This window comes from Ruegeria sp. AD5 (assembly GCF_056542345.1).
Genome location: NZ_JBQFZR010000001.1, coordinates 934,861 through 959,936, shown reverse-complemented (window position 1 = coordinate 959,936; position 25,076 = coordinate 934,861). Strand labels below are relative to the sequence as shown.

Sequence of the window (25,076 nt, the reverse complement as noted above, 5' to 3'; positions counted from 1 at the left end):
AATGTTCGACACGATGACAGTTACCAAAGCCGCAGCCGGCTTGTTTGGCACCTTCCTGGTGTTGCTTCTGGCAAAATGGGGGGCGGATGTCCTCTATAGCTCTGACAGCCATCTTGCCGAAGCTGCTTACATTATCGAAACCGAAAGCTCGGGCGAAAGCGCGGACGGCGAAGAAGTAGTCTTTGAAGATATGTTGGCTGCAGCCGATCCGGAAAAAGGCGCGCGCGTATTCCGCAAGTGCACCGCTTGCCACAAACTGGAAGACGGCGCCAATGGTACAGGTCCTTACCTTTATGGTGTCGTAGATCGCCCGGTTGCCTCAGCTAAAGGCTTTACCGGTTATTCGGCCTCGATGCAGGCGCATGGTGGCAACTGGACACCCGAAGCCCTGGACGCGTTCCTGGAACGCCCAAGCGCCTATATCTCGGGCACTTCGATGAGCTTTGCTGGCCTGAAAAAACCACAAGAACGCGCCGATCTGATTGCGTATCTGCAGACCATCGGCAACTGATCTGTTGATCAGATTTGCAGGATTGAAAGCCGCTGCCTTGCGCAGCGGCTTTATTTTTTGTCTGAGAAGAACTTCACAAAGCGTTCACGCATTCTAAACTTGCAACTGACAGTGCTGGACCTTTAGCTGGCGGGCACGACAATGAAGATGACAGAAATTCAGAGGACGAGCCTGATGAAACCCCTTCTGCCCCAGATGCGCTTTACCGGAATTCACGCTTGGGCTGCGGCTTTGGGGATTTCGGCGACATTGGTTCTGGGCAGCAGCGATCCTGCCCGTGCCAATGAAGAGGGCGTCACGCGCAGCCACGGGTATTCCTATTTCGGAAATCTGGATTATCCGGCGGACTATCAGTACTTGAACTACGTCAACCCAGACGCACCAAAGGGCGGAGAGCTGTCTTTGGCGGGCTCAGGTACGTTTGATTCCCTGAACCCTTATTCGCGCAAGGGGCGGGCAGGCGCTTTGACCACGCTTCAATATGACCCGCTGATCGAAAGCACCGCAGACAGTGTTGGGCAGTATTATGGGGTTGTTGCGGAAAGTATGGAATATGACGAAGGGCGCAATTATGTGATCTTCAATCTGCGCCCCGAAGCTATGTTCTGGGATGGCACCCCGGTGACTGCCGAAGACGTCGTCTATAGTCATCGTTTGTTCATTGAGCAGGGTTTGCCGTCTTATGCGCAAGCCGTCGGGCGCATGGTTACAGGGGCTGAAGCTCTGGATGACCACACTGTAAAATTTACTTTTAGTCCGGATGTCACCCGGCGCGGGTTGATCGAAACCGTCGGGTCGACCCCGGTATTTTCAAAAGCCTGGTTCGAGGCCGATGAAAGCCGTCGTCTGGACGAACCGCGGCTGGAGGTCGCCGTTGGTTCAGGTCCTTACAAACTGGACAGCTATGACATCAACCGCCGTATTGTCTACAAGCGTCGCGACGATTATTGGGGCAAGGATCTGCCGATCAACATAGGCCGCAACAATTACGACACTATCCGGATCGAGTATTTCGCGGATCAAACCGCCGCCTTCGAAGGGTTCAAGGCGGGCGAATACACGATGCGTATCGAAAGTGACCCCAAGCTCTGGGCCTCTAGTTACGATTTCCCGAAACTCAGCGAAGGGTTTGTCGTGCAGGACGAGATCGTGGATGGTAGCCCACCGACGCCGTCGGGTTTCGTTTTCAATCTGGGCAAGCCTCAATTTTCCGACAAGAATGTGCGTAAAGCGCTGGCGCTGGCGTTCAATTTCGAATGGGCAAATGAATCGCTGATGTTCGGTCTGAACGCACCGCGCAGTTCATTTGTGCAGGGGACACATCTTGAAGCGACAGGCGTCCCGGAGGGTGCCGAACTGGCGTTTCTGGAAACGCTGGGTGACGTGGTTCCGGCCGAGGTGTTCAGCGAGCCTGCGCTTGTCGTCCACGAATCCAATCCAGCTCGGTTGAACGACCGTCGCAATTTGCGGCAAGCCTCGAAACTGCTGGACGAGGCTGGTTGGCCCGTCGGCGACGGCAATCTGCGCCGCAATGCCGATGGGCAGACGCTGAAGGTCAATATTCCGTATGCGTCGAGCATTCCAACCTCGACCGCCACCATGATCGAGACCTATGTGCAGAACCTGCAGTCGATCGGTGTGGATGCTTCGGCCGAGAAGGTAGATCCTTCTCAATTCACCCTGCGGCGGCGTGAGCGTGATTATGATATGGTATATTCGAACCGCTATGGCTCGTTCCTGTCGACCGGTGGTGGTCTCAGTCAGATGTACGGTTCGGAAGAAGCCGCGTTTAGCTTGTTCAACCCTGCCGGTCTTGCCAGCCCGCTTGTTGACGCTGTGATCGAAGCGTCATTCGACACGACAAATCAGGCAGAACAGGATGCTGCGCTGATGGCGTTGGATCGTGTCTTGCGTTATGAGTTCTTCGTCATTCCCGATGGGTATGTGGCGGATTACTGGACGGCTTATTACGACATGTACGAATACCCTGAAAACCTGCCTCCATTCTCGCTTGGGTATCTCGATCTGTGGTGGATCAACCCCGAGAAAGAGGCTGACCTGAAAGCCAAAGGCGCGCTGCGATAACATGGGCGCCTATATCCTAAGACGCCTGTTGCTGGTCATTCCGACCCTTCTGGGCATCATGATCGTCAACTTCACGCTGGTGCAGTTCGTGCCCGGTGGTCCCATTGAACAGATCATCGCGCAGATCGAAGGGCAGGGCGACGTCTTTGCTGGGTTCGCTGGTGGTGGCGATGCCGGAGCCGGGGCCGAGCCCGCAGGTGGTGCCTTTGATGACAAATACGTCGGTGCGCGTGGCCTTCCGCCCGAATTCATCGCTGAACTGGAAAAAGAGTTTGGCTTCGACAAACCGCCACTGGAACGCTTTCTAGGCATGATGGGCAACTACCTGACATTGGATTTTGGCGAGAGCTATTTCCGCTCGATCAGTGTGATTGATCTGGTGCTGGAAAAGATGCCGGTGTCTATTTCGCTGGGTCTGTGGTCGACGCTGATCGCCTATCTGGTCTCGATCCCGCTAGGTATCCGCAAGGCGATCAAGGACGGGTCGAGCTTTGATACTTGGACCAGCGGTGCGATCATCGTGGCCTATGCGATCCCCGGTTTCCTGTTTGCCATTCTGCTGCTGGTGTTGTTCGCCGGTGGCTCTTACTGGCAGATTTTCCCGCTACGGGGTTTGACCTCGGACAATTGGGACAGCCTCAGCCTGTTTGGGAAGATTACTGACTATTTCTGGCACATCGCTTTGCCGATAATCGCGCTGACCATCTCGGCCTTTGCGACGCTGACGCTGCTGACCAAGAACTCGTTTCTGGATGAGATCAAGAAGCAGTACGTGATGACCGCTCGCGCCAAGGGTTTGAGTGAAAGCAAGGTGCTGTATGGTCATGTCTTCCGCAACGCGATGCTGATCGTGATTGCAGGTTTCCCTGCTGTATTCATTGGTGTGTTCTTCGGTGGATCGATCATCATCGAGACCATTTTCTCGCTCGATGGTCTTGGGCGTCTGGGCTTTGAGGCCGCAGTGGCGCGCGACTATCCGGTGATTTTTGGTACGCTTTTCATATTTGGCCTGATGGGGCTGGTCGTCGGCATTATCAGCGATCTGATGTATGTGCTCGTTGACCCACGTATCGATTTCGAAAAGCGGGAGGGGTAAATGGCACTCTCCCCTCTCAATCAGCGCCGTTGGCGCAACTTCCGGCGCAATGGCAGGGCGTTCTGGTCGCTGATCATCTTCTCGGTGTTGTTCGGCCTATCGCTGTTTGCCGAGTTCATCGCCAACGACAAACCGATCCTGGTAAAGTACCGGGGTGAAATCTACACGCCAGTCTTCAACTTTTACGCCGAGACTGAGTTCGGCGGTGATTTCCAGACCGAGGCGATCTATCGCGACCCCGAGGTCATGTGCCTGATCGATAGCGGCGGATTGGATCAGTGCTTCGACAACCCCGAAGGTATCATCGACGAAATCAAGGCGGGCACGTTCGAAGCGGATGGGTTTGAGCGAGGCTGGGCCATCTGGCCTCCAATCCCGTATTCCTTCAACACCAGCGTGGACCGCCCGGGCGCTGCACCGCTGCCGCCTAATGGTCAGAATCTGCTCGGCACTGACGACACCAAGCGAGATGTGCTAGCTCGTGTCATCTATGGCTTCCGCCTGTCGATCCTGTTCACTTTACTCGTCACCGGTGTGGCCAGTTTGATCGGCATTTTTGCTGGGGCCATTCAGGGGTTCTTTGGCGGTTGGCTGGATCTGATCTTCCAACGTATTATCGAGATCTGGTCGGCGACACCCTCGCTTTATGTCATTATCATCATGTTCGCGATTCTTGGGCGAAGTTTCTGGCTCTTGGTGATTCTGATGATCCTGTTCAGTTGGACCGGACTGGTGGGCGTCGTGCGCGCTGAATTCCTGCGGGCACGAAATTTGGAGTATGTCCGTGCCGCGCGGGCGCTGGGCGTGGGTAACATGACGATCATGTTTCGCCACATGCTGCCTAATGCGATGGTCGCCACGCTGACCTTCATGCCGTTCATCGTGACTGGAACCATCGGTGGGCTGGCTTCGCTGGATTTCCTTGGCTTCGGTTTGCCGTCTTCAGCCCCGTCGCTTGGAGAGTTGACTTTGCAGGCGAAACAGAACCTTCAGGCACCGTGGCTGGCCTTCACTGCCTTCTTCACCTTTGCCATCATGCTGTCGCTGCTGGTCTTCATTTTTGAAGGCGTCCGCGATGCGTTTGATCCCAGAAAGACCTTCTCATGAGCCTTTTGGATGTGAACAACCTCAAGGTCTCGTTCCGGCAGGACGGGCAGGTGAGTGCGGCAGTCAAAGGCGTGTCCTTTACCGTCGATCGGGGTGAAACGGTGGCTTTGGTGGGCGAATCCGGCTCGGGCAAATCCGTGACGGCGTTGAGCACTGTGTCGCTGCTGGGTGATAGCGCAATTGTCGAAGGCTCGGTCACTTATGAAGGGCAAGAGATGATCGGCGCGTCCGAAGACAGGTTGATGGACGTGCGCGGCAACGACATTAGTTTCATCTTTCAGGAGCCGATGACCTCGCTCAATCCATTGCACACGATCCAGAAACAGATGGCGGAATCGCTGGCTCTGCATCAGGGCGTTACCGGCGATGAGGCACGGGAACGGATTGTAGAACTGCTGACCAAGGTCGGCATCCGAGACCCCGAGGAACGGCTGGACAGCTATCCGCACCAGTTGTCCGGCGGGCAGCGTCAACGCGTGATGATCGCGATGGCGTTGGCGAACAAGCCGGACATTTTGATCGCGGATGAGCCGACAACGGCGCTGGACGTCACCATCCAGGCGCAGATTCTGGAGTTGCTGGCCGAACTGCAAAAGTCCGAGAACATGGGGATGTTGTTCATCACCCATGACCTTGGCATCGTCCGCCGCATCGCCGACCGGGTTTGCGTGATGAAGGACGGTGAAATTGTCGAAGCCGGAGTGACAACGGAGATTTTCGACAACCCGCAACACCCCTATACTCGCAAGCTTCTGGAGGCCGAGCCGTCCGGGCACCCCGACCCGGTGGCCCCGGATGCCGAAGAGGTAGCCCGCACCGATCACCTGAAAGTCTGGTTCCCGATCCAGCGCGGTTTCCTGAAACGGACCGTAGGCTATGTGAAGGCCGTCAACGACGCGACCCTCAGCGTCCGTGCCGGGGAAACGCTTGGGATCGTGGGGGAGAGCGGCTCGGGCAAGACGACGCTGGCGCTGGCGATCATGCGTCTGATCGCGTCCGAGGGCGGGATCACTTTCCGCGACCAGAATGTGCGCCGCTGGTCAACGCGCGAGTTGCGGCGATTGCGCAAGGACATGCAGATCGTATTTCAGGATCCGTTCGGCAGCCTCAGCCCGCGGATGACCTGCATGCAGATCATCGCCGAGGGGTTGGCCATCCATAAGGTCGATCCTCATCGCGCCCCGCGCGATCTGGTGGCCGAAGTGATGAACGAGGTCGGATTGGACCCCTCTGCGATGGACCGCTATCCGCATGAGTTTTCCGGCGGGCAACGACAGCGGATCGCCATCGCCCGCGCCATGGTGTTGCGGCCCAAGCTGCTGGTTCTGGACGAGCCTACAAGTGCGCTGGACATGACCGTGCAGGTGCAGATCGTTGACCTGCTGCGTGACCTGCAAAGGAAATACGGGCTGGCCTACCTGTTTATCAGCCACGACCTGAAGGTCGTGCGCGCGATGTCACATAACGTAATCGTCATGCGAAACGGCGATGTCGTCGAGATGGGAGCTGCCGAAGATTTGTTCGAACACGCCCAGACCGATTACACGCGCGAACTGATCGCGGCAGCGGGCTGATACGCAGCCCGCGCCTTTGATGTCAGGCTATTTCCTTGTTTTTGGCTGACGCGGGAACGGGGCCGCGTAGCTCTTCATAGTGATCGAATTGTAGTTTGACCCAACCGGTCCCACGGGTAGCACTGGCAAGTGTGCGGTGCAGTTCATCCTCGGCCACGGCGGGGAGTGTCGCATTAAATATTTCCCAGCCTGAGGCGTTGGGGTTGCCTTCAAACCCAAGAACCTGCCCCTGCAGCGAGCTGATCGTCGGGACAAGATCGCCGACGAAGGTTGAGGGCAGATGGATTTCGGCGTTCAGGATAGGTTGCAGGACGACGGGTTTCGCCTCGGGTAGCGCTTCGCGCACGGCATTCTTGCCAGCGGTGCGGAAAGCATAGTCGGAACTATCCACGTTATGGTGTTTGCCGTCGCTGAGTGTCACCTTGACGTCCACAACTGGGAAGCCTTCAGGCCCTTCGATCAATGCGTCTTTGGCCCCGTGTTCAACCGAAGGAATGTAATTCCGGGGTACGGCCCCACCTTTCACCACTTCCTCGAACTGGAACCCCGAGCCGCGCGGCAGCGGAGCGATGGATATGACCACATCGGCAAACTGCCCCGCACCGCCGGATTGCTTGCGGTGGCGATGGCGATGATCGACCTTTGTGCGAATGGTTTCGCGATAGGCGGTTCCGGCGGCCTCGGCCTCGATCTCGATGCCAAAATCCTCGGCGAGTTTGGCGGTCACGCGCCGCATATGCTGCGGACCTTGTGAGCCCAGAATGGAATGACCGCTCAGCTCGTCTTGCTCCAGATGCAGGCCGGGGTCGATCTCAACCAGCCGGGTCAACGCATTCGACAGGCGCACGTCGTCTCGCTCATGCGCAGGCGATACGACCTGACGATGCGCGGCAGGATGGGATGAGGCCCATTCCGGCAACGGCGTTGCCGCCGCGCTGTCATAGATGAAGCCAGGATTAAGGTGGTCGGATTTGACAGCAAGGCCAATATGTCCGGCTTCAAGCGCGCTGATCTGGGTCTTGGCGTCCAAGGTTGTCAGATTTCCAACAGTTTCGCCACCAAGGGATTCATGAGCTTTCACGCCGTCGCCCAGACCGCGCAATACGGTGATCTTGCCGATATGCTTCTTCACATCCGCAAAGCCAGCAATGGCGCGGGCGTTTTCTTCGGCCTCATCCCGGTCAGCTGCAATGTTGAATTCCGGCGCTTCATGGCGCAGTGCTTTCATCAAACGGGTCAGACCGTTGCCATGGCTCGCGGCACCCAGACAAGCCGGGATCAGCTGATGGTTCTGCAAGACCTGTGCAGCCAGCTCGTAGACCTCCTCGCTGGGGGGCTGTTTGTCCTCGATCAGTTGCTCCAGCAGATTGTCATCGAAATCCGATAGGGTCTCCAACAACTCGGTGCGTGCTTCCTGTTCGCGGTCTTCCGCTGATTGCGGTAGCTCGATCAGGGCCGAGGGCTGCCCCTCCTGATACTTCCAGGCGCGCTCCGAGATCAGATCGACTGCGCCGATAATGGTGTCTCCGTCCCGGATCGGCACCTGCCGCAGAGCGATGTGGTGGGTGCAATAGGTCTGCAGCGCAGCAACGATGTCGCGGATGCGGCCATTGGGGCTGTCCATGCGGTTGATGAACAAGAAGCAGGGAATGCCCGCCTCTTCGACCAACCTTAGATACGGGGCACACAGAACGGCGGCATCCGGATCGGGTGGGACAACCACAACTGCTGCGTCCGAGATCGCCATGGCCGGGCCGACATAGGCTAGCGCATCGCCGCCTCCGTCCACGTCCACCGCGCACCACGGTTCGTTTAAATAAGAAAAACCGTGCAGATGCACGGTTCCGGCAACATCGAATGTGGTGGGCCGCCCGTCGAGGCGGCTGATCGCTTCGACCAAGGTGGATTTGCCCGATTGGCTGGGGCCGAGGACGGTGAAAACGCGCATGAGTGCTGTCCCTCTTTCAGGTTGCAGTATGGCTGCACGAAAAGGGCTGTCGAACGCATGCGCGTCGGCAAGAACTGTCTGCGTTTGCCTGCCTCAGGCTGTGAAGAGGTGGATCTCTCCACCCCTTGAGTGTGGAGAAAACCGAAGGCATGCGTCAAGCCCCCGTGCCGGTTTGTAAGGGAAGGTCGCGAAAAACGACCTGCCGAAGAGTGTTCAGATCGCGGAACTATGCCCAGCCTTACTCAGATCATACGTGTCAAAGCTGCGCGCGATCATGCGGGTCAGCGCACGTGCTTCGGGCGGTATGAACAATCCGTTTTCATCCACGCGTAGCAACCCGTCGAAGGCCGCGTTTGCTGTTGCGTACATTTGCTGCAGTTCCGCAGTTGAAATGTCATAATCGCGCAGAATCTCGGCCGAGTTGATTTGGAAATCGCACATCAATGCTTCGATCAGACGCGACCGTAGAACATCCTGACCTTTGAACAAATGCCCGCGCGACGTCGAGAACCGCCCTTCGCGAATGGCCTTCGTGTGAGCCGAGGTTGCCGGTGCGTTCTGCGCATATCCTTGCGGGAAGCGTGAGATCGAGCTGGCACCCAAGCCAATCAGGATTGGGGCCTGATCGTCCGTGTAGCCTTGGAAATTCCGTTTCAATCGTCCAGCGCGCAGCGCATGGGTCAGCCCATCGTCCTGCGTCGCGAAGTGGTCAATCCCGATCTCGGCATAATTGTCCCATAGGAACAGTCGCCGGGCGGTTTCAAAAAGTTCCAGTCGCTGTTCCGGTGTGGGCAGGGCATCTGATGGAATCAACTGCTGGCGCTTGGCCATCCACGGCACATGCGCGTAGCCATAGAGTGCGACCCGGTCAGGGTTCAGCGACAACAGCTTTTGCACACTTTCGGTCATGCGCGCCTTGGTCTGGTGGGGCAGGCCATAAAGGATGTCCGCATTCAGGCTGGATATACCACGCGCTCGGATCATCTCGGCTGCTTCGCGGGTGGTGTCATAGCTTTGAATGCGACCGATGGTTTTCTGGATTTCGTCGTCAAAATCCTGAACACCGATCGATGCGCGGTTCATCCCGGCTTCGGCCAGTGCATCCAGCCGGGCTTCGTCGATCTCATTCGGATCGATCTCGACGGAAAACTCGGCGTCTGGGCCTAAAGGCACAATCTCAAGGATTCGCGCGGCCAGATCCCGCATCAGGTCTGCATTCAACAGCGTCGGCGTGCCGCCGCCCCAGTGCAGCCGCGACAATGTAACACCCTCTGGCAGGCGTGCCGCCAGCAAATCCAGCTCGGCCTTTAGCACGTCGACATAGGCGATGACCGGGTTATCCGTCTGGGTGCCTTGTGTCCGGCAGGCGCAAAACCAGCACAGACGACGGCAGAAGGGTACGTGGATGTAAAGCGAGATTGAACTGCCCGGAGCAATCCCGGAAATCCAGTCGCTAAACAGATCAGCCCCGACGTCATTGCTGAAGTGGGGTGCGGTGGGATAGCTTGTGTAACGCGGTACTTTCGCGTCAAAAAGTCCAAGCCGTGCCAGTTGAGGTTTCAGTGTCATAAAGATATGACTATAGCTGGAGGGCCCAGGGTACTTTGACCGAAATCAAATGGAAGCGCGAATGACACTCAAGGCCCAATTCGACCACACCAATTGCGCAGAATGCCCGATCCGGCATCGTGCGGTGTGCGCGCATTGCGAAAAGGACGAGCTGGAAGAGCTTGAGAACATCAAGTACTACCGCAGCTTTGAGGCGGGGCAGACGATCATCTGGTCCGGCGATCCGATGAATTTTGTCGGCTCGGTCGTGTCGGGAATCGCGTCTTTGACACAGACGATGGAGGATGGGCGCAGGCAAATGGTCGGCCTGCTGCTGCCCAGCGATTTCGTGGGTCGCCCTGGACGAGACAACGCGCCATACGACGTGGTGGCGACCACCGATCTGATGATGTGTTGTTTCCGCAAAAAGCCGTTCGAGGACATGATGATCACGACGCCGCACATCTCGCAGCGCCTGCTGGAAATGACGTTGGACGAATTGGATGCGGCCCGTGAGTGGATGCTGGTGCTTGGGCGCAAGACGGCGCGGGAAAAGATTGCCAGCCTGCTTTCGATCATCGCGCGCCGGGACGCATCGATTCATCAAGCCGGAATGGTAGCTCCGATTGTCTTTGACCTGCCACTGACGCGCGAGGCGATGGCCGACTATCTTGGGCTGACCCTGGAAACTGTCAGCCGGCAGATTTCCGCCTTGAAGAAAGATCAGGTCATTACTCTGGAAGGTAAACGCCATGTAACAATCCCCGATATGGGGCGCCTAATGGAAGAGGCGGGCGACGATACCGATGGCGGATTTCTGGTCTGATGCCTCAGCCCGCCGCCCTCGAACAATTGGGAGTCCCTTATGGAATTTAGCGGTTTACTCGCCATGCTGTTCATCGGCGCGATTGCTGGCTGGCTTTCGGGAAAAATCATGGAAGGGCGTGGGTTCGGCCTGATCGGGAATGTTATAGTCGGGATTGTCGGTGCGTTTCTGGCGGGCACGATCTTTCCCGCCCTGGGCTTTGCGGTTGGCGGAGGGCTCATCTCTTCGATCTTCTTTGCCACTATCGGCGCGGTGATCCTGCTGTTCCTGATCGGCCTGAGCCGCAAGACATAAAGCCGCACCAGAGACGGACGGCTTTTGCGTTTGTTGGCGTCGTTAGTGAGCCAGAAACACGGGGATTTCTGATTGCTCCAGCATATTGCGGGTCGCACCGCCCAAAATGGCCTCGCGAAAGCGCGAATGGCCATAGGCCCCCATAACGATCATATCGGCCTCGGTATCGGCAGCGTGGCGATTGAGGATGTCCGAGACGCGCGTCATGGTCTTGCTGAGCACGTCGATTTCGCACTTCACCCCATGTCGCGCCAGCATCTGAGATAGCAGACCGCCCGGGTCCGATCGATCCGGCCCATGACGCGGTGGATCAATCACGACAATCCGTGTGAGTTCGGCCTGCTTCAAGAATGGCAACGCGCGACGGATGGCGCGCATCGCTTCGACGCTTTCGTTCCAGCCCACCATGACGGTTTTTGGGGCCGAAATCGGTTTGTTATCATCGGGCACTAACAGCACCGGCGAATGGCCTTCGAACATGGCGGCCTCGACGATGGGTTCAGCTTCTGCGTCGCGGTCTTTTCCATAAGGTCGCGGCAATACCACGAGATCCGAAAAGCGCGCGCGACGTGCGACATGTCGCCCGAGATCAGCGATCTGAGCTACCCCGTTTTCAGCGGACCAGCGCACGCCCGACTTACCCAGATAATCCTGAGCGTAGGCGAGTATCTCGTCCGCCTCGGCATTGGCGCGGCTCAGGGTCTCCTGCAGGATCAAAGCGTTTGCACCGGCATAATAATAACCGGTCTGACTGCGATCGACGCCAAGACACAACGCTTCGACATGGGCGTCCTGCCCTTCTGCCAATGCCACCATTTGTGCCAGTGCGTTCTGAGAAAGCTTGGTTTCCGTCATGACCGTAAGAAGAGATTTAAATGCCATGTCGACCTCATGTTTCCGGCGCTGTCCGTTGCCAGCGCGTGTCTGTTTCTGCAAAATACCTCTCACAGAAAACAGGGGCTTGTCTTGATGCAGATCAAAGCGTCAAAGGCGACCTCGCTGCATTACAGCATGCAGTCAAAAAGGTTTCGCGTGACACGAAGAATCGCGCGAGGCATGGCAAAGGGACGCAATATGTCAAATTACATCAAGCTGATCGTGCTTGGGCTGGTGGTGCTGTTCGCAGCCATCGGCTCTAACTACGCACGGGATTTGGCGTATCAGGTGCACGCAATTCTGGTGATGTTGATCGCCGGCGGTCTGTTCATCTGGACGCTTAGAAACACGGAAGAGCCAGATATCCTCGTCGACCGCTCTGGTGAGTATATGGATGATGTGATCCGCTACGGCGTGATCGCAACCGCATTCTGGGGGGTAGTCGGGTTCCTGGCAGGGACTTTTATTGCGTTCCAGCTAGCCTTTCCGGCGCTGAACTTCGAATGGGCGCAGGGCTATCTTAATTTCGGGCGTCTGCGGCCTTTGCATACATCGGCGGTTATCTTTGCCTTTGGCGGTAACGCGTTGATCGCAACTTCGTTCTATGTCGTACAGCGCACCAGCGCTGCGCGACTTTGGGGTGGAAACCTGGCATGGTTCGTATTCTGGGGCTATCAGCTGTTCATCGTGCTTGCGGCAACCGGTTATATACTTGGTGGAACGCAGTCGAAAGAATATGCCGAACCTGAATGGTACGTTGACCTGTGGCTGACCGTTGTCTGGGTTGCCTATCTGGCTGTTTATCTGGGCACGATCATCAAGCGGAAAGAGCCGCACATCTACGTGGCAAACTGGTTCTATCTGGCCTTTATCGTGACTGTCGCCATGCTGCACCTGGTCAACAACATGACCATCCCGGTCAGCATCTGGGGATCGAAATCGGTCATCGTCTGGTCTGGTGTTCAGGATGCCATGATCCAGTGGTGGTATGGCCACAACGCCGTGGGCTTCTTCCTGACTGCCGGTTTCCTGGGTATGATGTACTACTTCATCCCGAAACAGGCTGAGCGTCCGGTATTCAGCTACAAGCTGTCGATCATCCACTTCTGGGCGCTGATCTTCCTGTATATCTGGGCTGGTCCGCACCACCTGCATTATACTGCGCTGCCTGATTGGGCCTCGACCCTTGGCATGGTGTTCTCGGTGATCCTATGGATGCCTTCGTGGGGTGGTATGATCAACGGTCTGATGACCCTGTCGGGTGCATGGGACAAACTACGCACTGACCCAGTGATCCGGATGATGGTGATTTCGGTCGGCTTCTACGGCATGTCCACGTTCGAGGGTCCGATGATGTCGATCCGCGCTGTGAACAGCCTCAGCCACTATACCGACTGGACTATCGGTCACGTACATTCGGGCGCGCTGGGCTGGAACGGTATGATCACCTTTGGTGCTCTTTACTTCCTGGTCCCTGTTCTGTGGAAGCGTGAGCGTCTTTACTCGCTGCAGCTGGTCAGCTGGCACTTCTGGCTCGCCACCATTGGCATCGTTCTCTACGCGGCGTCGATGTGGGTCACCGGTATCATGGAAGGCCTGATGTGGCGTGAAGTGGACGCCAATGGCTTCTTGGTGAATTCGTTCGCTGACACCGTTGCCGCGAAGTTCCCGATGTATGTGGTGCGTGCGCTGGGTGGCGTGATGTTCGTCGCTGGCTCGCTGATCATGTGCTACAACCTGTGGATGACTGTACGGAAAGCGCCGGCCAAAGAGGCCAGCCTGACCGTCGCGGTCCCGGCTGAATAAGGAGGGCCGGAGCAATGGCAATTCTCGACAAACACAAGATCCTCGAGACCAACGCGACCCTCCTGCTGATCTTCAGCTTTCTGGTCGTAACTATCGGTGGCATCGTACAGATCGCGCCCCTGTTCTATCTTGAGAACACCATCGAGAAGGTGGAGGGCATGCGCCCTTACACCCCTCTCGAACTGGCGGGGCGTGAGGTTTATCTGCGCGAAGGCTGCTATGTTTGCCACAGCCAGATGATCCGCCCGATGCGTGATGAGGTTGAACGCTATGGCCACTACTCGCTGGCGGCTGAATCCATGTATGATCATCCGTTCCAATGGGGATCCAAACGCACCGGGCCGGATATTGCCCGCGTCGGTGGCCGGTATTCGGATCAATGGCAGGTGGACCACCTGCGCGATCCACAATCGGTGGTGCCGGAATCGGTGATGCCGAAATACGGCTTCCTTGAGGATCGTAAGCTAGACGGCAAGTATATCGGTGACATCATGGCGGCAAATGCCGTGGTCGGCACCCCGTATACCGACGAGATGCTTGAACAGGCGCAGGCCGATTTTCGGGCGCAGGCCGATCCGGACAGCGATTATGATGGATTGTTGGAACGCTATGGCGACAAGGTCAATGTGCGCAACTTTGACGGTCAGCCCGAGCTGACTGAAATGGATGCGTTGGTTGCTTACCTCCAGATGCTGGGCACGCTGGTCGATTTCTCGACCTTCACCCCGGACGCAAGCCGTTAAAGGAGGGTGTGATGGAACTATACACAATTCTAAGGCAGTTCGCGGATAGCTGGATGTTGCTGCTCCTGTTCTCGTTTTTTATTGGCATCATCATCTGGGTTTTCCGCCCTGGTGCCAGCAAGGAATACAAGGACACCGCCAACATCCCGTTCCGGCACGCTGATGCCCCAGCGCCCCGTCGGGGCGACGACAAACCCGCCACATCCAAGGAGGCGCGGCAATGAGTAAGACACCTGAAAAACAGCCGGGTGATCCTAACACCACGGGTCACAGCTGGGACGGAATCGAGGAATTCGATAATCCGATGCCACGCTGGTGGCTTTGGACCTTTTACGCGACCATCATTTGGGGCGTGATCTACACGATCATGTACCCCGCATGGCCCTTGGTTCAATCGGCAACCGCCGGTGTACTGGGTTGGTCCTCGCGCGAGCTGGTGCAGCAGGAAATGGTCGCGTTCGAAGAAGCGAATGCGCCGTGGAATGCCAAGTTGGTGGAAACACCGCTGGAAGAAATCTCGGCCGACGCGGAGCTGCAACAATACGCAGTTAACTCTGGTGGCGCTGTGTTCCGAACCTGGTGTGCGCAGTGCCACGGATCGGGCGCGCAGGGTGCGCCGGGTTTCCCGAACCTGCTGGATGATGCCTGGCTGTGGGGCGGCTCGCTTGAGGATATCGAGTACACCATCGCCTATGGCATCCGGAACGAGGAAAGCGACGACGCGCGCTATTCCGAGATGCCGGCCTTTGGTGAGATCCTCGAAAAGGATGAGATCACTCAAGTGGTTCAATACGTCATGTCCCTGACTAACGCCCAGACCGATGACGCGGCGGCGCAGGCAGGCAAGGTTGTGTTCGAAGACAACTGCGCGGCTTGCCACGGTGATGACGGCAAAGGCGACGTTTCCCAGGGCGCGCCGAATCTGACCGATGCGATCTGGCTTTACGGCGGCAGCCAAGAGGCCCTGACCGAGACGGTCACCTACAGCCGCTTTGGTGTGATGCCCCCGTGGGAGAATCGCCTGACCGACGCGCAGATTCGCGCTGTCACGGCCTATGTCCACCAGTTGGGTGGCGGTCAGTAAGGGTTAAAAGAACACCTCCGGGCGGTCTCCCGCCCGAAGGTCGAGGCACCGGCTGTTCCATCTGTTCGCGCGTTTCCAGAACAGCCGGTGCCGATTTTCAAACAATAGGGCTGCAATCTCTGCCGGTCCAGATACGGCATTCAATCCAGTATCAAAGATCGTTCAGATTTACATCGCGCGGGTTTTCTCTCCACCAATGATGTTCGGGCAACCAGCGCCGCTTGCGACGGCCCGGCTTTGGCGCATCGTAGATGTGAGGCGTATTGATGCGTGTCGCGTTCAAAAAAGATCTGGCGAATACGATCAGCATGGTTTCCCTCCTGTGCAGAGTTGTTTCTGAGCTTTAAGATTGACCTTTCGCACGCCGAATGCGACTCAATTACCATTTCAATGTGTAAGTAGGGTTTACATATGGACTGGCTATCACTGCCGCCGTTGGCCTCTCTCAGGGCCTTTGCAGCCTTCGCTGAGAAGCGAAGTGTTGTCGAGGCCGGTGCTGCGCTCAATGTTAGCCACGCTGCAATCAGTCAGCAGCTTCGCGCGCTCGAGAAACATCTGGGCGCGGCTCTGCTGGACCGAACGGGCAAAGCGCTGACACTTACCGCGGAAGGTGAGCATCTGGCCCGTGCCCTGCAGCTTGGATTTGGTGCTATCGAGGCTGCTGTGGGTGATCTGGCTCGCTCGGCTCAGGACCGCCCGGTTCATGTGTCGCTGACGTCTTCCTTCGCTGCATCTTGGCTGATGCCGCGACTGCCGAGTTTCCGCGCGACGCATCCCGACGTAAACCTGATCCTAGATCCAACCTTTGAGGTGGTCGAGCTGCAACCGGGTGGCGTGGATGTAGCGATCCGTTATGGCGCCGGCGGTTGGCCGGGGGTGGAGTGTGAGATGTTGTTGCAGACGCCGATGGTCATCGTCGCCTCTCCCACACTATTGGGTAACAAGACCGATTGGTCCCCGGCAGAACTTGCGCAGTTGCCGTGGCTTGAGGAAATTGGCACGACTGAGGGGACAAAATGGCTGACTGAGCGAGGTGTCGGACCCGAACGCGGCGCGGGGCGTACGCAGCTTCCCGGTAACCTGCTGCTGGATGGTTTGCGGTCTGGGCAAGGGGTCACCGTCACTGTGCGACAATTCGTCGAAGCGGACATCAAAGCGGGCCGCATCGTCGAACTGTTCGCCGAGCCGGATACGCGCGGGTATCATATAGTTACGCAAAAACAAGCTCTTAGGCGATCCGTGAAAATCTTCATCAACTGGCTGAGGCGCGAAGCGCGAAGCCAGCAGTAATTCACGCGTCTAAAGGTGTCTGCTCGATGCGCGTTTTGACCCATGTCAAAGTCCCTTGCCTCGTGATCTGGAAGAACACACACTCAGAATAGCCAGTTGCGGAGCCAGCCTGTGAGCGATTCCAATCCCACCCCCAGTCTCTACGCCGCCAGAGAGCCGATTTTCCCGAGACGTGTGTCCGGCCCGTTTCGCAATTTGAAATGGATCATCATGGCGGTGACGCTGGGCATTTACTATGTGACGCCTTGGATCAGGTGGGATCGCGGTCCAAGCCTTCCGGATCAGGCCGTTCTTCTGGATCTGGCGAACCGCCGCTTCTATTTCTTCTGGATCGAGATTTGGCCGCACGAGTTCTATTTCGTCGCTGGGCTGCTGATCATGGCAGGATTGGGTCTGTTCCTGTTCACCTCGGCGCTTGGGCGGGTCTGGTGCGGATATGCCTGCCCGCAGACGGTTTGGACGGACCTGTATATCCTTGTCGAGCGCTGGATCGAGGGCGACCGTAATGCGCGCCTGCGTCTGCACAGGCAGAAAAAGCTGGATTTCCGCAAGGCGCGGCTGCGCCTGACCAAGTGGGTCGCTTGGTTCTTCATCGGGCTCGCGACCGGTGGCGCCTGGGTTTTCTATTTTGCGGATGCACCAACTCTGGCGCGTGATCTGGTCACCGGAAACGCGCATCCAGTGGCCTATACGACGATGCTGATTCTGACCGGCACCACGTTTTTCTTCGGTGGCTTTGCACGCGAACAAATCTGCATCTATGCCTGCCCATGGCCGCGCATACAGGCCGCGATGATGGACGAGGATACCCTGGTCGTCGGATATCGCGAATGGCGGGGTGAACCACGCGGCAAAGGCAAACGTACGGCTGACAGCGAGCTGGGCGATTGCATCGATTGTATGGCTTGCGTCAATGTCTGCCCGGTAGGGATCGACATCCGAGACGGTCAGCAACTGGAATGCATTACCTGTGCACTTTGCATCGACGCCTGCGATGACATGATGGCCAAGATAGGCAAGCCCCGTGGTCTGATCGATTACATGGCGCTGAGTGATGAGGCCCGCGAACGCGAAGGTCAGCCACCCAAAAACGTTTGGAAACACATCCTGCGTCCGCGCACGATCCTGTACACGGCGCTATGGTCACTGGTCGGATTTGCATTGCTCTTTGCGCTGTTCATTCGTTCGGATATCGATTTGACGGTTGCGCCGGTGCGGAACCCGACTTTCGTTACCCTCTCAGATGGCACGATCCGTAACACCTATGATGTACGCCTGCGCAACAAACATGGCGAGGATCGGCCATTCAAACTGACGATTGCTGGCGATCCTTCGCTGCAGATTGAAATCGAAGGTGTTGAAGGCGAGACTGTTAATGTCACTGCAGATACGGCACAATTGACCCGCGTCTATATCACCGCTCCGCAGGGTACTGCCCCTGCAGCGGCTGACAGCACATCGGTTCGCATTTGGGTCGAAGATCTGGAAAGTGGTGAGCGGGCCTACAAGGATACCAGTTTCAACGGACGAGGAAGCTGAGAATGGCGGAACGTCAATTCACAGGCAAACACGCATTGGCGGTATTTGTCGCGGCCTTTGGCGTGATCATCACGGTGAACCTCGTCTTGGCTTATAGTGCAATCAAGACCTTTCCGGGGCTTGAGGTGAAGAACTCCTATGTAGCCAGCCAGGAGTTCAATGAACGTTTGAAGGAACAGCAGGCCCTGGGTTGGAACATCAAGGCCGAGCTGACCGGAGGGCTGCTGGTGCTATACATAACCGATCAGACCGGTTCCCCTGTTGAAGTGGCAGATCTGCAGGCCGTGGTGGGGCGCGCCACCCATGTGAAGGAAGACTTCTCGCCGGACTTTACTTTTGATGGCATCGCCTATGCCGCTCCGGCTGCCCTGGGCGAAGGGAACTGGAACATTCGCCTTGTGGCCAAAGCAAAAGATGGTGCCGAGTTCGCGCAACGTGTGCCCCTGTATGTGAAAGGTTAGAGATGGTTGCGCAAGCCACTCCATCTCGGGCAGCCTGTCCTGGCTGCATCGCAGCCCCGGCGGAAGCGGCGCGGCCAATCCCAGAGGATGTGCAGATAGCGCTGTCGCTGCCGGGCATCCACTGCTCGGCCTGCATCTCTACGGTCGAGCGTGAGTTGAATGCCCATCCCGGCGTTGAAGACGCGCGGGTCAATCTCACGCTGAAACGCGCGATGATCAAGGCGGCACCGGATACGCGCGCCGATGATCTGATCCCGGTGTTGGAGCGCGCTGGCTTTGAAGCCCACGAACTGGATCCGGGTGCGCTTTCGGTTACGCAAACCGATAAGGCCGGGCGCGATCTGCTGATGCGGTTGGCAGTGGCGGGTTTTGCTTCGATGAACGTGATGCTGTTATCGGTGTCGGTCTGGTCCGGCGCCACCGATGCGACGCGCGACATGTTCCATTGGATATCGGCGGCGATTGCGCTGCCTGCAATCGCATTCTCGGCCCAGCCTTTCTTTTCCAACGCCTGGAGCGCTCTGCGCGTACGCCGGTTGAATATGGATGTGCCGATTGTTTTGGCGATACTGCTGGCTCTGGTCACGTCGCTTTGGGAAACTGCACTCAGCGGTGAACATGCTTATTTCGACGCGGCTTTGACCCTGACATTCTTCCTGCTAGCGGGCAGGTATTTGGACTATCGCACCCGTGCCGCGGCACGTTCGGCTGCCGAAGAACTAACCGCGCTGGAGGTCCCGCGCGCCATCCGGCTAGTGGATGGGACCGAAGCGGAAGTGGCGGTGGCGAGCCTTAACGTGGGTGATCTGATTCTGGTGCGCCCCGGAGGGCGTATGCCAGTGGATGGCGAAATCATCTCGGGCCAGTCCGAGTTGGACCGGTCGCTGCTGACCGGGGAAACCCTCCCGGTCTTTGCCGAGGCCGGGCTGAACGTCAGTGCTGGTGAGGTTAACCTGACCGGCCCTCTGACCATCCGTGCGACGGCAGTCGGGGAAGATACCTCGCTGCACCGTATGGCGGATCTGGTAGCCATCGCTGAATCGGGCCGATCACGGTATACCTCGCTGGCAGACAAGGCGGCCAAGCTTTATGCGCCGGGGGTGCATATACTGTCCGCGCTCAGCTTCTTAGGATGGTATATTTATTCGGGCGATATCCGGACGGCGCTGAATATCGCTGCGGCGGTTTTGATCATCACATGTCCCTGCGCGCTGGGCTTGGCAGTGCCGGCGGTAACCACTGCAGCATCAGGCCGATTGTTCCGCAGTGGCATGCTGATCAAACACGCGACCGCGTTAGAACGGCTGGCCGAAGTGGATACTGTGGTATTTGACAAGACCGGCACCCTAACATCCGGTGCGCCTGAGTTGACCAATCTTGGTGATCATTCGCGTACCGATTTGCAAGTGGCTCTGGCATTGGCCGAAGCGTCTTCGCACCCCTTGTCTCTTGCCCTTGCAAAGGCTGCGCGTGAAGCCGGGATCAAGCCTGCCAAGTTGCACGATGTTGTTGAGGTGCCGGGATATGGCACTGAGGGCGTTTACCGTGATCAGCAGGTCCGGCTGGGTCGAGCGGCCTGGGTCGGCGGCGAAGATGGTGAGCAGACCGCAGCCTGGCTCGCAATCGAATCGCGGACGCCATCGCGCTTTACTTTTACCGACAGTCTGCGCGCAGGCGCTGCCGAGGCGGTCGCGGCTTTCCGTGCGGCAGGCAAAGACGTCATCCTGATTTCCGGCGATACGGAAGGCGCGGTTCAGGCCTTGGCGGGCAAGCTTGGCATTGAGAACTGGATCGCCCAGGCCTTGCCTCAAGACAAAGCTGCCAAAGTGCAGGAACTAAGCGATCAGGGTCGGCACGTTCTGATGGTCGGCGATGGGCTGAACGATACGGCGGCATTGGCGGCGGCGCATGTCTCGATTTCTCCGGCCAGCGCCTTGGATGCTGCGCGGGTGGCGTCGGATATCGTGCTACTGGGCAATGATCTGTCCCCGATCGCTGAGGCTTGCGATACAGCCGTCAGGGCGACGCGTCGGATTCGCGAGAATTTCCGGATCGCCACTGTCTATAACATCATCGCGGTCCCGCTGGCCGTTGCCGGGTTGGCGACACCCCTTATTGCGGCATTGGCGATGTCGACCTCGTCGATTACTGTTTCGCTGAACGCCTTGCGGCTGAGGTAACTCTGATGGAAGTGCTTGCCTATCTGATCCCGATTTCCCTGCTTTTGGGCGGGGTTGGCTTGGTTGCGTTTATCTACACGGTCCGCTCGAACCAGTATGAGGATCCGGAAGGCGATGCGCGCCGTATCCTAAGCGACGAATGGGATGACAAGCCCAAGCCCTGACAGAGGCGTCAACAGCCCTTGAAATTGCCGCAATGCCCGGCTATGTCCGGCCCATCCGCTAGAAGAGAGATTGTAGCCTCATGGCAACCTTAAACCCGATCCAGTTCATTCAGCAGGTCCGCGCCGAAGTCGCAAAGGTCGTCTGGCCGACCCGTCGTGAGGTGCTGTTGACCACGGTCATGGTGTTCATCATGGCTGCGCTGACGGCTGTGTTCTTTGCGCTGGTTGATCTGGGCATTCGCGGCGGTCTGCAACTGGTACTCGGCGCGTTTAGCTAAGCCGGTTTGGGCAAGCTGAAACGCGACTGCCCCCTTGCACAGCTTGCGATGTCAGAGTAGGTGACATGACTATTCGGAATGGGCGTGCGGCGAATCGGGCTGCGCGCCGCTTTTTATTCCGGGTGACGCAATAGGATTTCAACGAAGGGCGCGATGCGTCGCAGCCCAAAGGCAAACAAGGACGACAGGTTCATGGCGAAACGGTGGTATTCGGTCAGCGTTCTTTCGAATTTCGAAAAGAAGATCGCAGAGCAGATCCGCACGTCGGTGGCTGAGCAGGGCCTTGAAGACGATATCGACGAGGTTCTGGTGCCCACCGAAGAGGTGATCGAAGTGCGCCGGGGCAAGAAGGTCACCACCGAACGTCGCTTTATGCCGGGTTACGTGCTGGTACACATGGAAATGTCGGATCAGGGCTATCACCTGATCAACTCGATCAATCGCGTTACCGGCTTCCTGGGCCCTCAGGGCCGCCCGATGCCGATGCGCGACGCCGAGGTGAACCAGATCCTCAACCGCGTTCAGGAAGGTGAAGAAGCGCCCAAGCTGATGATCAGCTTCGAGGTCGGCGAGAAGGTCAAGGTCAACGACGGCCCGTTCGAGGATTTCGACGGCATGGTCGAAGGTGTGGACGACGAGAACCAGAAACTGAAAGTTTCGGTTTCGATCTTTGGCCGAGAAACACCGGTCGAGCTGGACTTTACGCAGGTCACCAAGCAGAGCTGATTGGTTTCCATCGAACCATCGTTTGGGGTGCCTTATGGGCACCCTTTTTACGTTTGGGGCGTGCTCATCTGCCAGACAGTTTGATCCTCACCAAAACCTTTAATTGATACAGTTCCGACCGGTTCGCAGAGTTTCGGGAGAAATGCTGCGGCTGTATCCGAAAGGACATGGTCGCAATCCAAGTCTGTGGCCGCCGCTACAAGTCTAGCCGCCAAATTGACGTCGGGACCGATGGCCGTGAAATCCAGCCGATCCCCACCACCTACATTTCCATAGTGGAAGCGACCATGATGGATCGCAGTCCGTACGCCTAGCTTGTGCTGGAAATCGGCCTCGGCCAGCGACGCCACACCCTCGCGCACCGCTGCGATGGCGGCCTGAATCTGCACCTTTGGCGGAAGATCCGTGCTGGTTGGGAAGATGGCAAAAAAGCCGTCGCCCATGAACTTCAGAATCTCTCCGCCGTGGTCCATGACCGACGGGACAAGGCAATCAAACGTGTCATTCAGCAGCCGGACCAGCGTATCGCCGGAAACCGAATTCGAAAGGCGGGTAAATCCCTTGAGATCCGCAAACAGGATAACGGCCTCGATTTTGCTGCCATCACCGCGATGTACTTTACCGTCCAGAATGTGGGCGCCACTGTTGCGGCCGACATAGGTCGACAGCAGGTAGGTCGCGTCGAGCCGCAGCATATAGGTCTCGGTCAGGCGGGCGAGCGGACCGCGAACCCGGTTCAGGATCGCCAGATCACTCTCTGAAAACCCACCGGGCGTGGCACTTGACCAAGTGCAGACATGGGTATCGCCGTTGAGATAGATCAGCGGTTGCGCCAGATAATCGGTGAAGCCCTGCTCGCGCAATTCTCCGACAATGATGTAATCCTCGGGGCAGTTGGGATCTTCCAGATGGCGGCGGATGGGTTGCTGACGCTCAATCACATGCGGAAGGGGGTTATCGGTGTAGATCGCCTCGGTGAACAATTGAGACGGCGCGTCGACACGATCAACGCCAGCGCCCGCTTTCCACAGGAAACGTCGACCCATCAGATTGGGATGCAGCGTCCAGATGAACAAACCGAACCGGTCGATGGCGACACCGGCATCCAGCAGACGGGTACAGATACCTTCGATGATATCGACCGCATTTCCAGCTGGGCGGGCACCGTCAACCATCCACTCGATCAAAGCGTCGATCTTGTCCTGTTTTGAGATCGGTTCCGGTGGGGTCGGCATAATGGCACCCTCAATATAGAACGCCGCGATGCAAACTGACACCGCGGCGTTATTTGTATCAGCTTCGCAGAGGCTGAAACGACTGAGTGCGCGACTTACTGCGCTTGAACCATAGCGGCTCGCAACAGTTGCGGGCGGTCGGTCTGGGATGGCAGGAAGACGGCCTGCGAACCGGCATCCAACGCCGAAAGGCTCGCATCGTACCACTGCATCGCAAGATCGCGACGCTGTTGCACACCAAAGCCTTCGCGCAGGTGGTGGCCGATCAACTCTCCATAGGCAGGCTCACCCATCGCGACTAGCATCAATGCGGAACCGACTGCCGTGTCCATGTTGTCCTGACGGTAGCCCATCGACAGACAGACCTTGCTTGTCGCGGCAAGATCAGCGGGGCTGAGGCCCGAGTCCAGCGCAAGCTTGCGTACCTGGGTTTCAGCTTCTGCCTTTGAGCTGATCGACAGCGCATCAACTTGCGGTGCCAACATTTCACCGTACGAGTCGCATTGTGCGCTCACCTGATCCGGCGTCAGCCCCTGGATATCCGCCATCAGATCTTCGCCACGCGCCATTGCATAGCTGCGAGCAAGGCAGAACTGTTCGCTGAGGGCAAAATCGGCATCCGTCATATTTGACAGTGTCGTGTAGCCCCCGTTGGTTGAGGTCTGCAGCATCACCCCGCTACACCGATTGGCCAGCGATGGGCCGCCGGTCCCGCCGGAAAACAGGCTTGGCAGGCTGGCAGAGGCTGTTTCAGTTGTATTGGCCTCGGGCTCTGGTTCCTGAGCTTGAGGAACCACAACCGGAATCGTGGTTGCTGGGGCTTGTGCTGGTGCCTGAGGGGCAGCAGCCAGGGCAGAGCCGGTTTGTATCTGCCGACGGTATTCCATCAAAAGCGGTTGGCCTGCGAGTTGGGTTGTCGTCTGACCGCCGCTTGTCGCCCAGTAATAGGCCTGCATCAGGAAGTCGCGCTGATAGGGCTGGAAGTCATAGCCATTCACAGGGTAGCCCATCGAGACCTGATAGCGTTCGATCGCAGACCGTGTGCCACGACCGACTTGACCATCAACGCGACCCGCATTGTAGCCGAAATAGTTGAGCGCGGTCTGGGTTTGCGCCCCTTGTGTGGTCGACGGAATTCCGGGGCGATAGGTGCGTGTTGTTGTTGACCTCGTCCGGGCCTGCTGTTTTCTCTGCTGATCCCGGCCGATAGCGTAGCCGATGACGCCACCAACCACAGCACCGCCCAGTATCTCGCCAGCATCGGCCCGTGCGGTCTGAGGAGAAGACGCCGCAAATGACAGCGCGATGCCAACTGTTATTAGTAAACGAATGATCATAATTAACCTCCACCAAAAATACTAATTTCGTCGAGTATAGCACAGCTGCGAGTATTGAGGTGAGGGGGGTGGCGGAAACCCGACCATCCCGCAACCACCGCGCGGATTCTGCATTGATATTAATTTCTTAAGAGTTGTCAGTCGCACCTTGTTAGTAACGATCTGTACGCCGTGAGCGTATGAGACCCACTTGGGGGCTTGATTCGATGTGTGAGAGCAGGGCAGGCCACTTGCCAACCCCGCCGTTCCGCTGTAAGTGCCGCCCCTATCGTCTTCGGGCGAGATTCTCTCGTGGGAGGTTGCTGGGATCGCGATCCCGGATCGGACCACGCAACATAGTCTGGGTGAAACGCGTTTCACCTAAGTTG

24 protein-coding genes are annotated in these 25,076 nt (G+C 57.5%); 18 read left to right on the top strand and 6 right to left on the bottom strand.

From position 1 onward, the window contains the following. Position 1: 1 nt before the first annotated feature. The 5 genes from ACR0JG_RS04825 (at position 2) to ACR0JG_RS04805 (ending at position 6,373) form a co-directional block, all read left to right on the top strand. Positions 2-511, top strand: a complete 510-nt coding sequence (locus tag ACR0JG_RS04825) for a c-type cytochrome (RefSeq protein ID WP_170398660.1) — start codon at positions 2-4, stop codon at positions 509-511. A gap of 174 nt (positions 512-685) precedes the next feature. Continuing rightward, positions 686-2,596, top strand: coding sequence for an extracellular solute-binding protein (locus ACR0JG_RS04820; protein ID WP_480567834.1), 1,911 nt, complete (start codon positions 686-688; stop codon positions 2,594-2,596). 1 nt (position 2,597) lies between these two features. Beyond that, positions 2,598-3,692, top strand: coding sequence for a microcin C ABC transporter permease YejB (locus ACR0JG_RS04815; RefSeq protein WP_170398655.1), 1,095 nt, complete (start codon positions 2,598-2,600; stop codon positions 3,690-3,692). Continuing rightward, positions 3,693-4,799, top strand: coding sequence for an ABC transporter permease (locus ACR0JG_RS04810; RefSeq protein ID WP_170609197.1), 1,107 nt, complete (start codon positions 3,693-3,695; stop codon positions 4,797-4,799). Further along, entirely contained in the window at positions 4,796-6,373 is a 1,578-nt protein-coding gene (locus ACR0JG_RS04805; RefSeq protein WP_170398649.1) for an ABC transporter ATP-binding protein, read from the top strand. The genes ACR0JG_RS04810 and ACR0JG_RS04805 overlap by 4 nt, the downstream gene beginning before the upstream one ends. 22 nt (positions 6,374-6,395) lie before the next feature. On the opposite strand, the gene ACR0JG_RS04800 is transcribed toward ACR0JG_RS04805, so the two are convergent. Both ACR0JG_RS04800 and hemN read right to left on the bottom strand, forming a co-directional pair. Further along, the gene (locus ACR0JG_RS04800; protein WP_170801443.1) at positions 6,396-8,321 is read right to left on the bottom strand and encodes an elongation factor G; all 1,926 of its coding nucleotides are present in this window, start codon (positions 8,319-8,321) and stop codon (positions 6,396-6,398) included. 213 nt (positions 8,322-8,534) lie between these two features. Continuing rightward, complete coding sequence (hemN, locus tag ACR0JG_RS04795; protein ID WP_170398643.1) at positions 8,535-9,890, bottom strand: oxygen-independent coproporphyrinogen III oxidase; 1,356 nt, start codon at positions 9,888-9,890, stop codon at positions 8,535-8,537. Between the two features lie 61 nt (positions 9,891-9,951). On the opposite strand from hemN, the gene fnrL reads away from it, so the two are divergent. Together fnrL and ACR0JG_RS04785 are read left to right on the top strand one after the other, a co-directional pair. Next, complete coding sequence (gene fnrL, locus ACR0JG_RS04790) at positions 9,952-10,695, top strand: transcriptional regulator FnrL (protein ID WP_170406526.1); 744 nt, start codon at positions 9,952-9,954, stop codon at positions 10,693-10,695. 39 nt (positions 10,696-10,734) lie between these two features. After that, positions 10,735-10,989, top strand: coding sequence for a GlsB/YeaQ/YmgE family stress response membrane protein (locus ACR0JG_RS04785; protein ID WP_480563104.1), 255 nt, complete (start codon positions 10,735-10,737; stop codon positions 10,987-10,989). 42 nt (positions 10,990-11,031) lie between these two features. Here ACR0JG_RS04785 and ACR0JG_RS04780 read toward each other — a convergent pair whose 3' ends face one another. Further along, the gene (locus ACR0JG_RS04780; protein ID WP_170398633.1) at positions 11,032-11,871 is read right to left on the bottom strand and encodes a universal stress protein; all 840 of its coding nucleotides are present in this window, start codon (positions 11,869-11,871) and stop codon (positions 11,032-11,034) included. A gap of 192 nt (positions 11,872-12,063) precedes the next feature. Here ACR0JG_RS04780 and ccoN point away from each other — a divergent pair, with 192 nt between their 5' ends. Genes ccoN through ccoP form a run of 4 tightly spaced genes read left to right on the top strand, consistent with a single transcriptional unit; the run spans position 12,064 to position 15,498 of the window. Continuing rightward, complete coding sequence (gene ccoN, locus ACR0JG_RS04775; RefSeq protein WP_170398630.1) at positions 12,064-13,671, top strand: cytochrome-c oxidase, cbb3-type subunit I; 1,608 nt, start codon at positions 12,064-12,066, stop codon at positions 13,669-13,671. 14 nt (positions 13,672-13,685) lie between these two features. Continuing rightward, entirely contained in the window at positions 13,686-14,414 is a 729-nt protein-coding gene (ccoO, locus tag ACR0JG_RS04770; protein ID WP_170398627.1) for a cytochrome-c oxidase, cbb3-type subunit II, read from the top strand. Between the two features lie 11 nt (positions 14,415-14,425). Then, positions 14,426-14,638, top strand: coding sequence for a cbb3-type cytochrome c oxidase subunit 3 (locus ACR0JG_RS04765; RefSeq protein ID WP_170398624.1), 213 nt, complete (start codon positions 14,426-14,428; stop codon positions 14,636-14,638). Next, complete coding sequence (ccoP, locus tag ACR0JG_RS04760) at positions 14,635-15,498, top strand: cytochrome-c oxidase, cbb3-type subunit III (RefSeq protein WP_170398621.1); 864 nt, start codon at positions 14,635-14,637, stop codon at positions 15,496-15,498. The genes ACR0JG_RS04765 and ccoP overlap by 4 nt, the downstream gene beginning before the upstream one ends. Positions 15,499-15,649: 151 nt before the next feature. Here ccoP and ACR0JG_RS04755 read toward each other — a convergent pair whose 3' ends face one another. Next, positions 15,650-15,808, bottom strand: coding sequence for a hypothetical protein (locus ACR0JG_RS04755; protein ID WP_170406520.1), 159 nt, complete (start codon positions 15,806-15,808; stop codon positions 15,650-15,652). Positions 15,809-15,909: 101 nt separating this feature from the next. On the opposite strand from ACR0JG_RS04755, the gene ACR0JG_RS04750 reads away from it, so the two are divergent. From ACR0JG_RS04750 to nusG, 7 genes are all read left to right on the top strand, one after another. Continuing rightward, positions 15,910-16,788, top strand: a complete 879-nt coding sequence (locus ACR0JG_RS04750) for a LysR family transcriptional regulator (protein WP_170406517.1) — start codon at positions 15,910-15,912, stop codon at positions 16,786-16,788. Between the two features lie 111 nt (positions 16,789-16,899). After that, positions 16,900-18,327 carry a cytochrome c oxidase accessory protein CcoG gene (gene ccoG, locus ACR0JG_RS04745; RefSeq protein WP_170398610.1) on the top strand — a complete coding sequence of 476 codons (1,428 nt, stop codon included), beginning with the start codon at positions 16,900-16,902 and terminating at the stop codon, positions 18,325-18,327. A 2-nt stretch (positions 18,328-18,329) separates the two neighbouring features. Then, a complete protein-coding gene (locus ACR0JG_RS04740; protein WP_170406514.1) occupies positions 18,330-18,788 on the top strand; it encodes a FixH family protein in 459 nt (152 codons plus the stop codon). Positions 18,789-18,790: 2 nt separating this feature from the next. Beyond that, positions 18,791-20,968: a heavy metal translocating P-type ATPase gene (locus tag ACR0JG_RS04735; protein WP_480567832.1), complete on the top strand. Its 2,178-nt coding sequence runs from the start codon at positions 18,791-18,793 to the stop codon at positions 20,966-20,968. A 5-nt stretch (positions 20,969-20,973) separates the two neighbouring features. Continuing rightward, positions 20,974-21,132 carry a cbb3-type cytochrome oxidase assembly protein CcoS gene (gene ccoS / locus ACR0JG_RS04730; RefSeq protein WP_074737762.1) on the top strand — a complete coding sequence of 53 codons (159 nt, stop codon included), beginning with the start codon at positions 20,974-20,976 and terminating at the stop codon, positions 21,130-21,132. A gap of 80 nt (positions 21,133-21,212) precedes the next feature. Then, positions 21,213-21,410, top strand: coding sequence for a preprotein translocase subunit SecE (gene secE / locus ACR0JG_RS04725; protein WP_170398600.1), 198 nt, complete (start codon positions 21,213-21,215; stop codon positions 21,408-21,410). A gap of 192 nt (positions 21,411-21,602) precedes the next feature. Continuing rightward, a complete protein-coding gene (gene nusG / locus ACR0JG_RS04720) occupies positions 21,603-22,136 on the top strand; it encodes a transcription termination/antitermination protein NusG (RefSeq protein ID WP_152459924.1) in 534 nt (177 codons plus the stop codon). 47 nt (positions 22,137-22,183) lie between these two features. Here the strand turns inward: nusG and ACR0JG_RS04715 are convergent, their stop codons facing one another. After that, positions 22,184-23,371 (bottom strand): adenylate/guanylate cyclase domain-containing protein, encoded by a 1,188-nt coding sequence (locus ACR0JG_RS04715; RefSeq protein ID WP_480567830.1) that lies wholly within the window; start codon positions 23,369-23,371, stop codon positions 22,184-22,186. Positions 23,372-23,466: 95 nt separating this feature from the next. Further along, complete coding sequence (locus ACR0JG_RS04710) at positions 23,467-24,708, bottom strand: peptidoglycan-binding domain-containing protein (RefSeq protein WP_170398593.1); 1,242 nt, start codon at positions 24,706-24,708, stop codon at positions 23,467-23,469. Between the last annotated feature and the right edge of the window lie 368 nt (positions 24,709-25,076).

What these genes read in the sequence shown, in the direction of transcription:
- ACR0JG_RS04825 (WP_170398660.1), top strand. Translation starts at nt 2, where the DNA reads ATGTTCGACACGATGACAGTTACCAAAGCCGCAGCCGGCTTGTTTGGC.
- ACR0JG_RS04820 (WP_480567834.1), top strand. Translation starts at nt 686, where the DNA reads ATGAAACCCCTTCTGCCCCAGATGCGCTTTACCGGAATTCACGCTTGG.
- ACR0JG_RS04815 (WP_170398655.1), top strand. Translation starts at nt 2,598, where the DNA reads ATGGGCGCCTATATCCTAAGACGCCTGTTGCTGGTCATTCCGACCCTT.
- ACR0JG_RS04810 (WP_170609197.1), top strand. Translation starts at nt 3,693, where the DNA reads ATGGCACTCTCCCCTCTCAATCAGCGCCGTTGGCGCAACTTCCGGCGC.
- ACR0JG_RS04805 (WP_170398649.1), top strand. Translation starts at nt 4,796, where the DNA reads ATGAGCCTTTTGGATGTGAACAACCTCAAGGTCTCGTTCCGGCAGGAC.
- ACR0JG_RS04800 (WP_170801443.1), bottom strand. Translation starts at nt 8,321, where the DNA reads ATGCGCGTTTTCACCGTCCTCGGCCCCAGCCAATCGGGCAAATCCACC.
- hemN (WP_170398643.1), bottom strand. Translation starts at nt 9,890, where the DNA reads ATGACACTGAAACCTCAACTGGCACGGCTTGGACTTTTTGACGCGAAA.
- fnrL (WP_170406526.1), top strand. Translation starts at nt 9,952, where the DNA reads ATGACACTCAAGGCCCAATTCGACCACACCAATTGCGCAGAATGCCCG.
- ACR0JG_RS04785 (WP_480563104.1), top strand. Translation starts at nt 10,735, where the DNA reads ATGGAATTTAGCGGTTTACTCGCCATGCTGTTCATCGGCGCGATTGCT.
- ACR0JG_RS04780 (WP_170398633.1), bottom strand. Translation starts at nt 11,871, where the DNA reads ATGGCATTTAAATCTCTTCTTACGGTCATGACGGAAACCAAGCTTTCT.
- ccoN (WP_170398630.1), top strand. Translation starts at nt 12,064, where the DNA reads ATGTCAAATTACATCAAGCTGATCGTGCTTGGGCTGGTGGTGCTGTTC.
- ccoO (WP_170398627.1), top strand. Translation starts at nt 13,686, where the DNA reads ATGGCAATTCTCGACAAACACAAGATCCTCGAGACCAACGCGACCCTC.
- ACR0JG_RS04765 (WP_170398624.1), top strand. Translation starts at nt 14,426, where the DNA reads ATGGAACTATACACAATTCTAAGGCAGTTCGCGGATAGCTGGATGTTG.
- ccoP (WP_170398621.1), top strand. Translation starts at nt 14,635, where the DNA reads ATGAGTAAGACACCTGAAAAACAGCCGGGTGATCCTAACACCACGGGT.
- ACR0JG_RS04755 (WP_170406520.1), bottom strand. Translation starts at nt 15,808, where the DNA reads ATGCTGATCGTATTCGCCAGATCTTTTTTGAACGCGACACGCATCAAT.
- ACR0JG_RS04750 (WP_170406517.1), top strand. Translation starts at nt 15,910, where the DNA reads ATGGACTGGCTATCACTGCCGCCGTTGGCCTCTCTCAGGGCCTTTGCA.
- ACR0JG_RS04740 (WP_170406514.1), top strand. Translation starts at nt 18,330, where the DNA reads ATGGCGGAACGTCAATTCACAGGCAAACACGCATTGGCGGTATTTGTC.
- ACR0JG_RS04735 (WP_480567832.1), top strand. Translation starts at nt 18,791, where the DNA reads ATGGTTGCGCAAGCCACTCCATCTCGGGCAGCCTGTCCTGGCTGCATC.
- ccoS (WP_074737762.1), top strand. Translation starts at nt 20,974, where the DNA reads ATGGAAGTGCTTGCCTATCTGATCCCGATTTCCCTGCTTTTGGGCGGG.
- secE (WP_170398600.1), top strand. Translation starts at nt 21,213, where the DNA reads ATGGCAACCTTAAACCCGATCCAGTTCATTCAGCAGGTCCGCGCCGAA.
- nusG (WP_152459924.1), top strand. Translation starts at nt 21,603, where the DNA reads ATGGCGAAACGGTGGTATTCGGTCAGCGTTCTTTCGAATTTCGAAAAG.
- ACR0JG_RS04715 (WP_480567830.1), bottom strand. Translation starts at nt 23,371, where the DNA reads ATGCCGACCCCACCGGAACCGATCTCAAAACAGGACAAGATCGACGCT.
- ACR0JG_RS04710 (WP_170398593.1), bottom strand. Translation starts at nt 24,708, where the DNA reads ATGATCATTCGTTTACTAATAACAGTTGGCATCGCGCTGTCATTTGCG.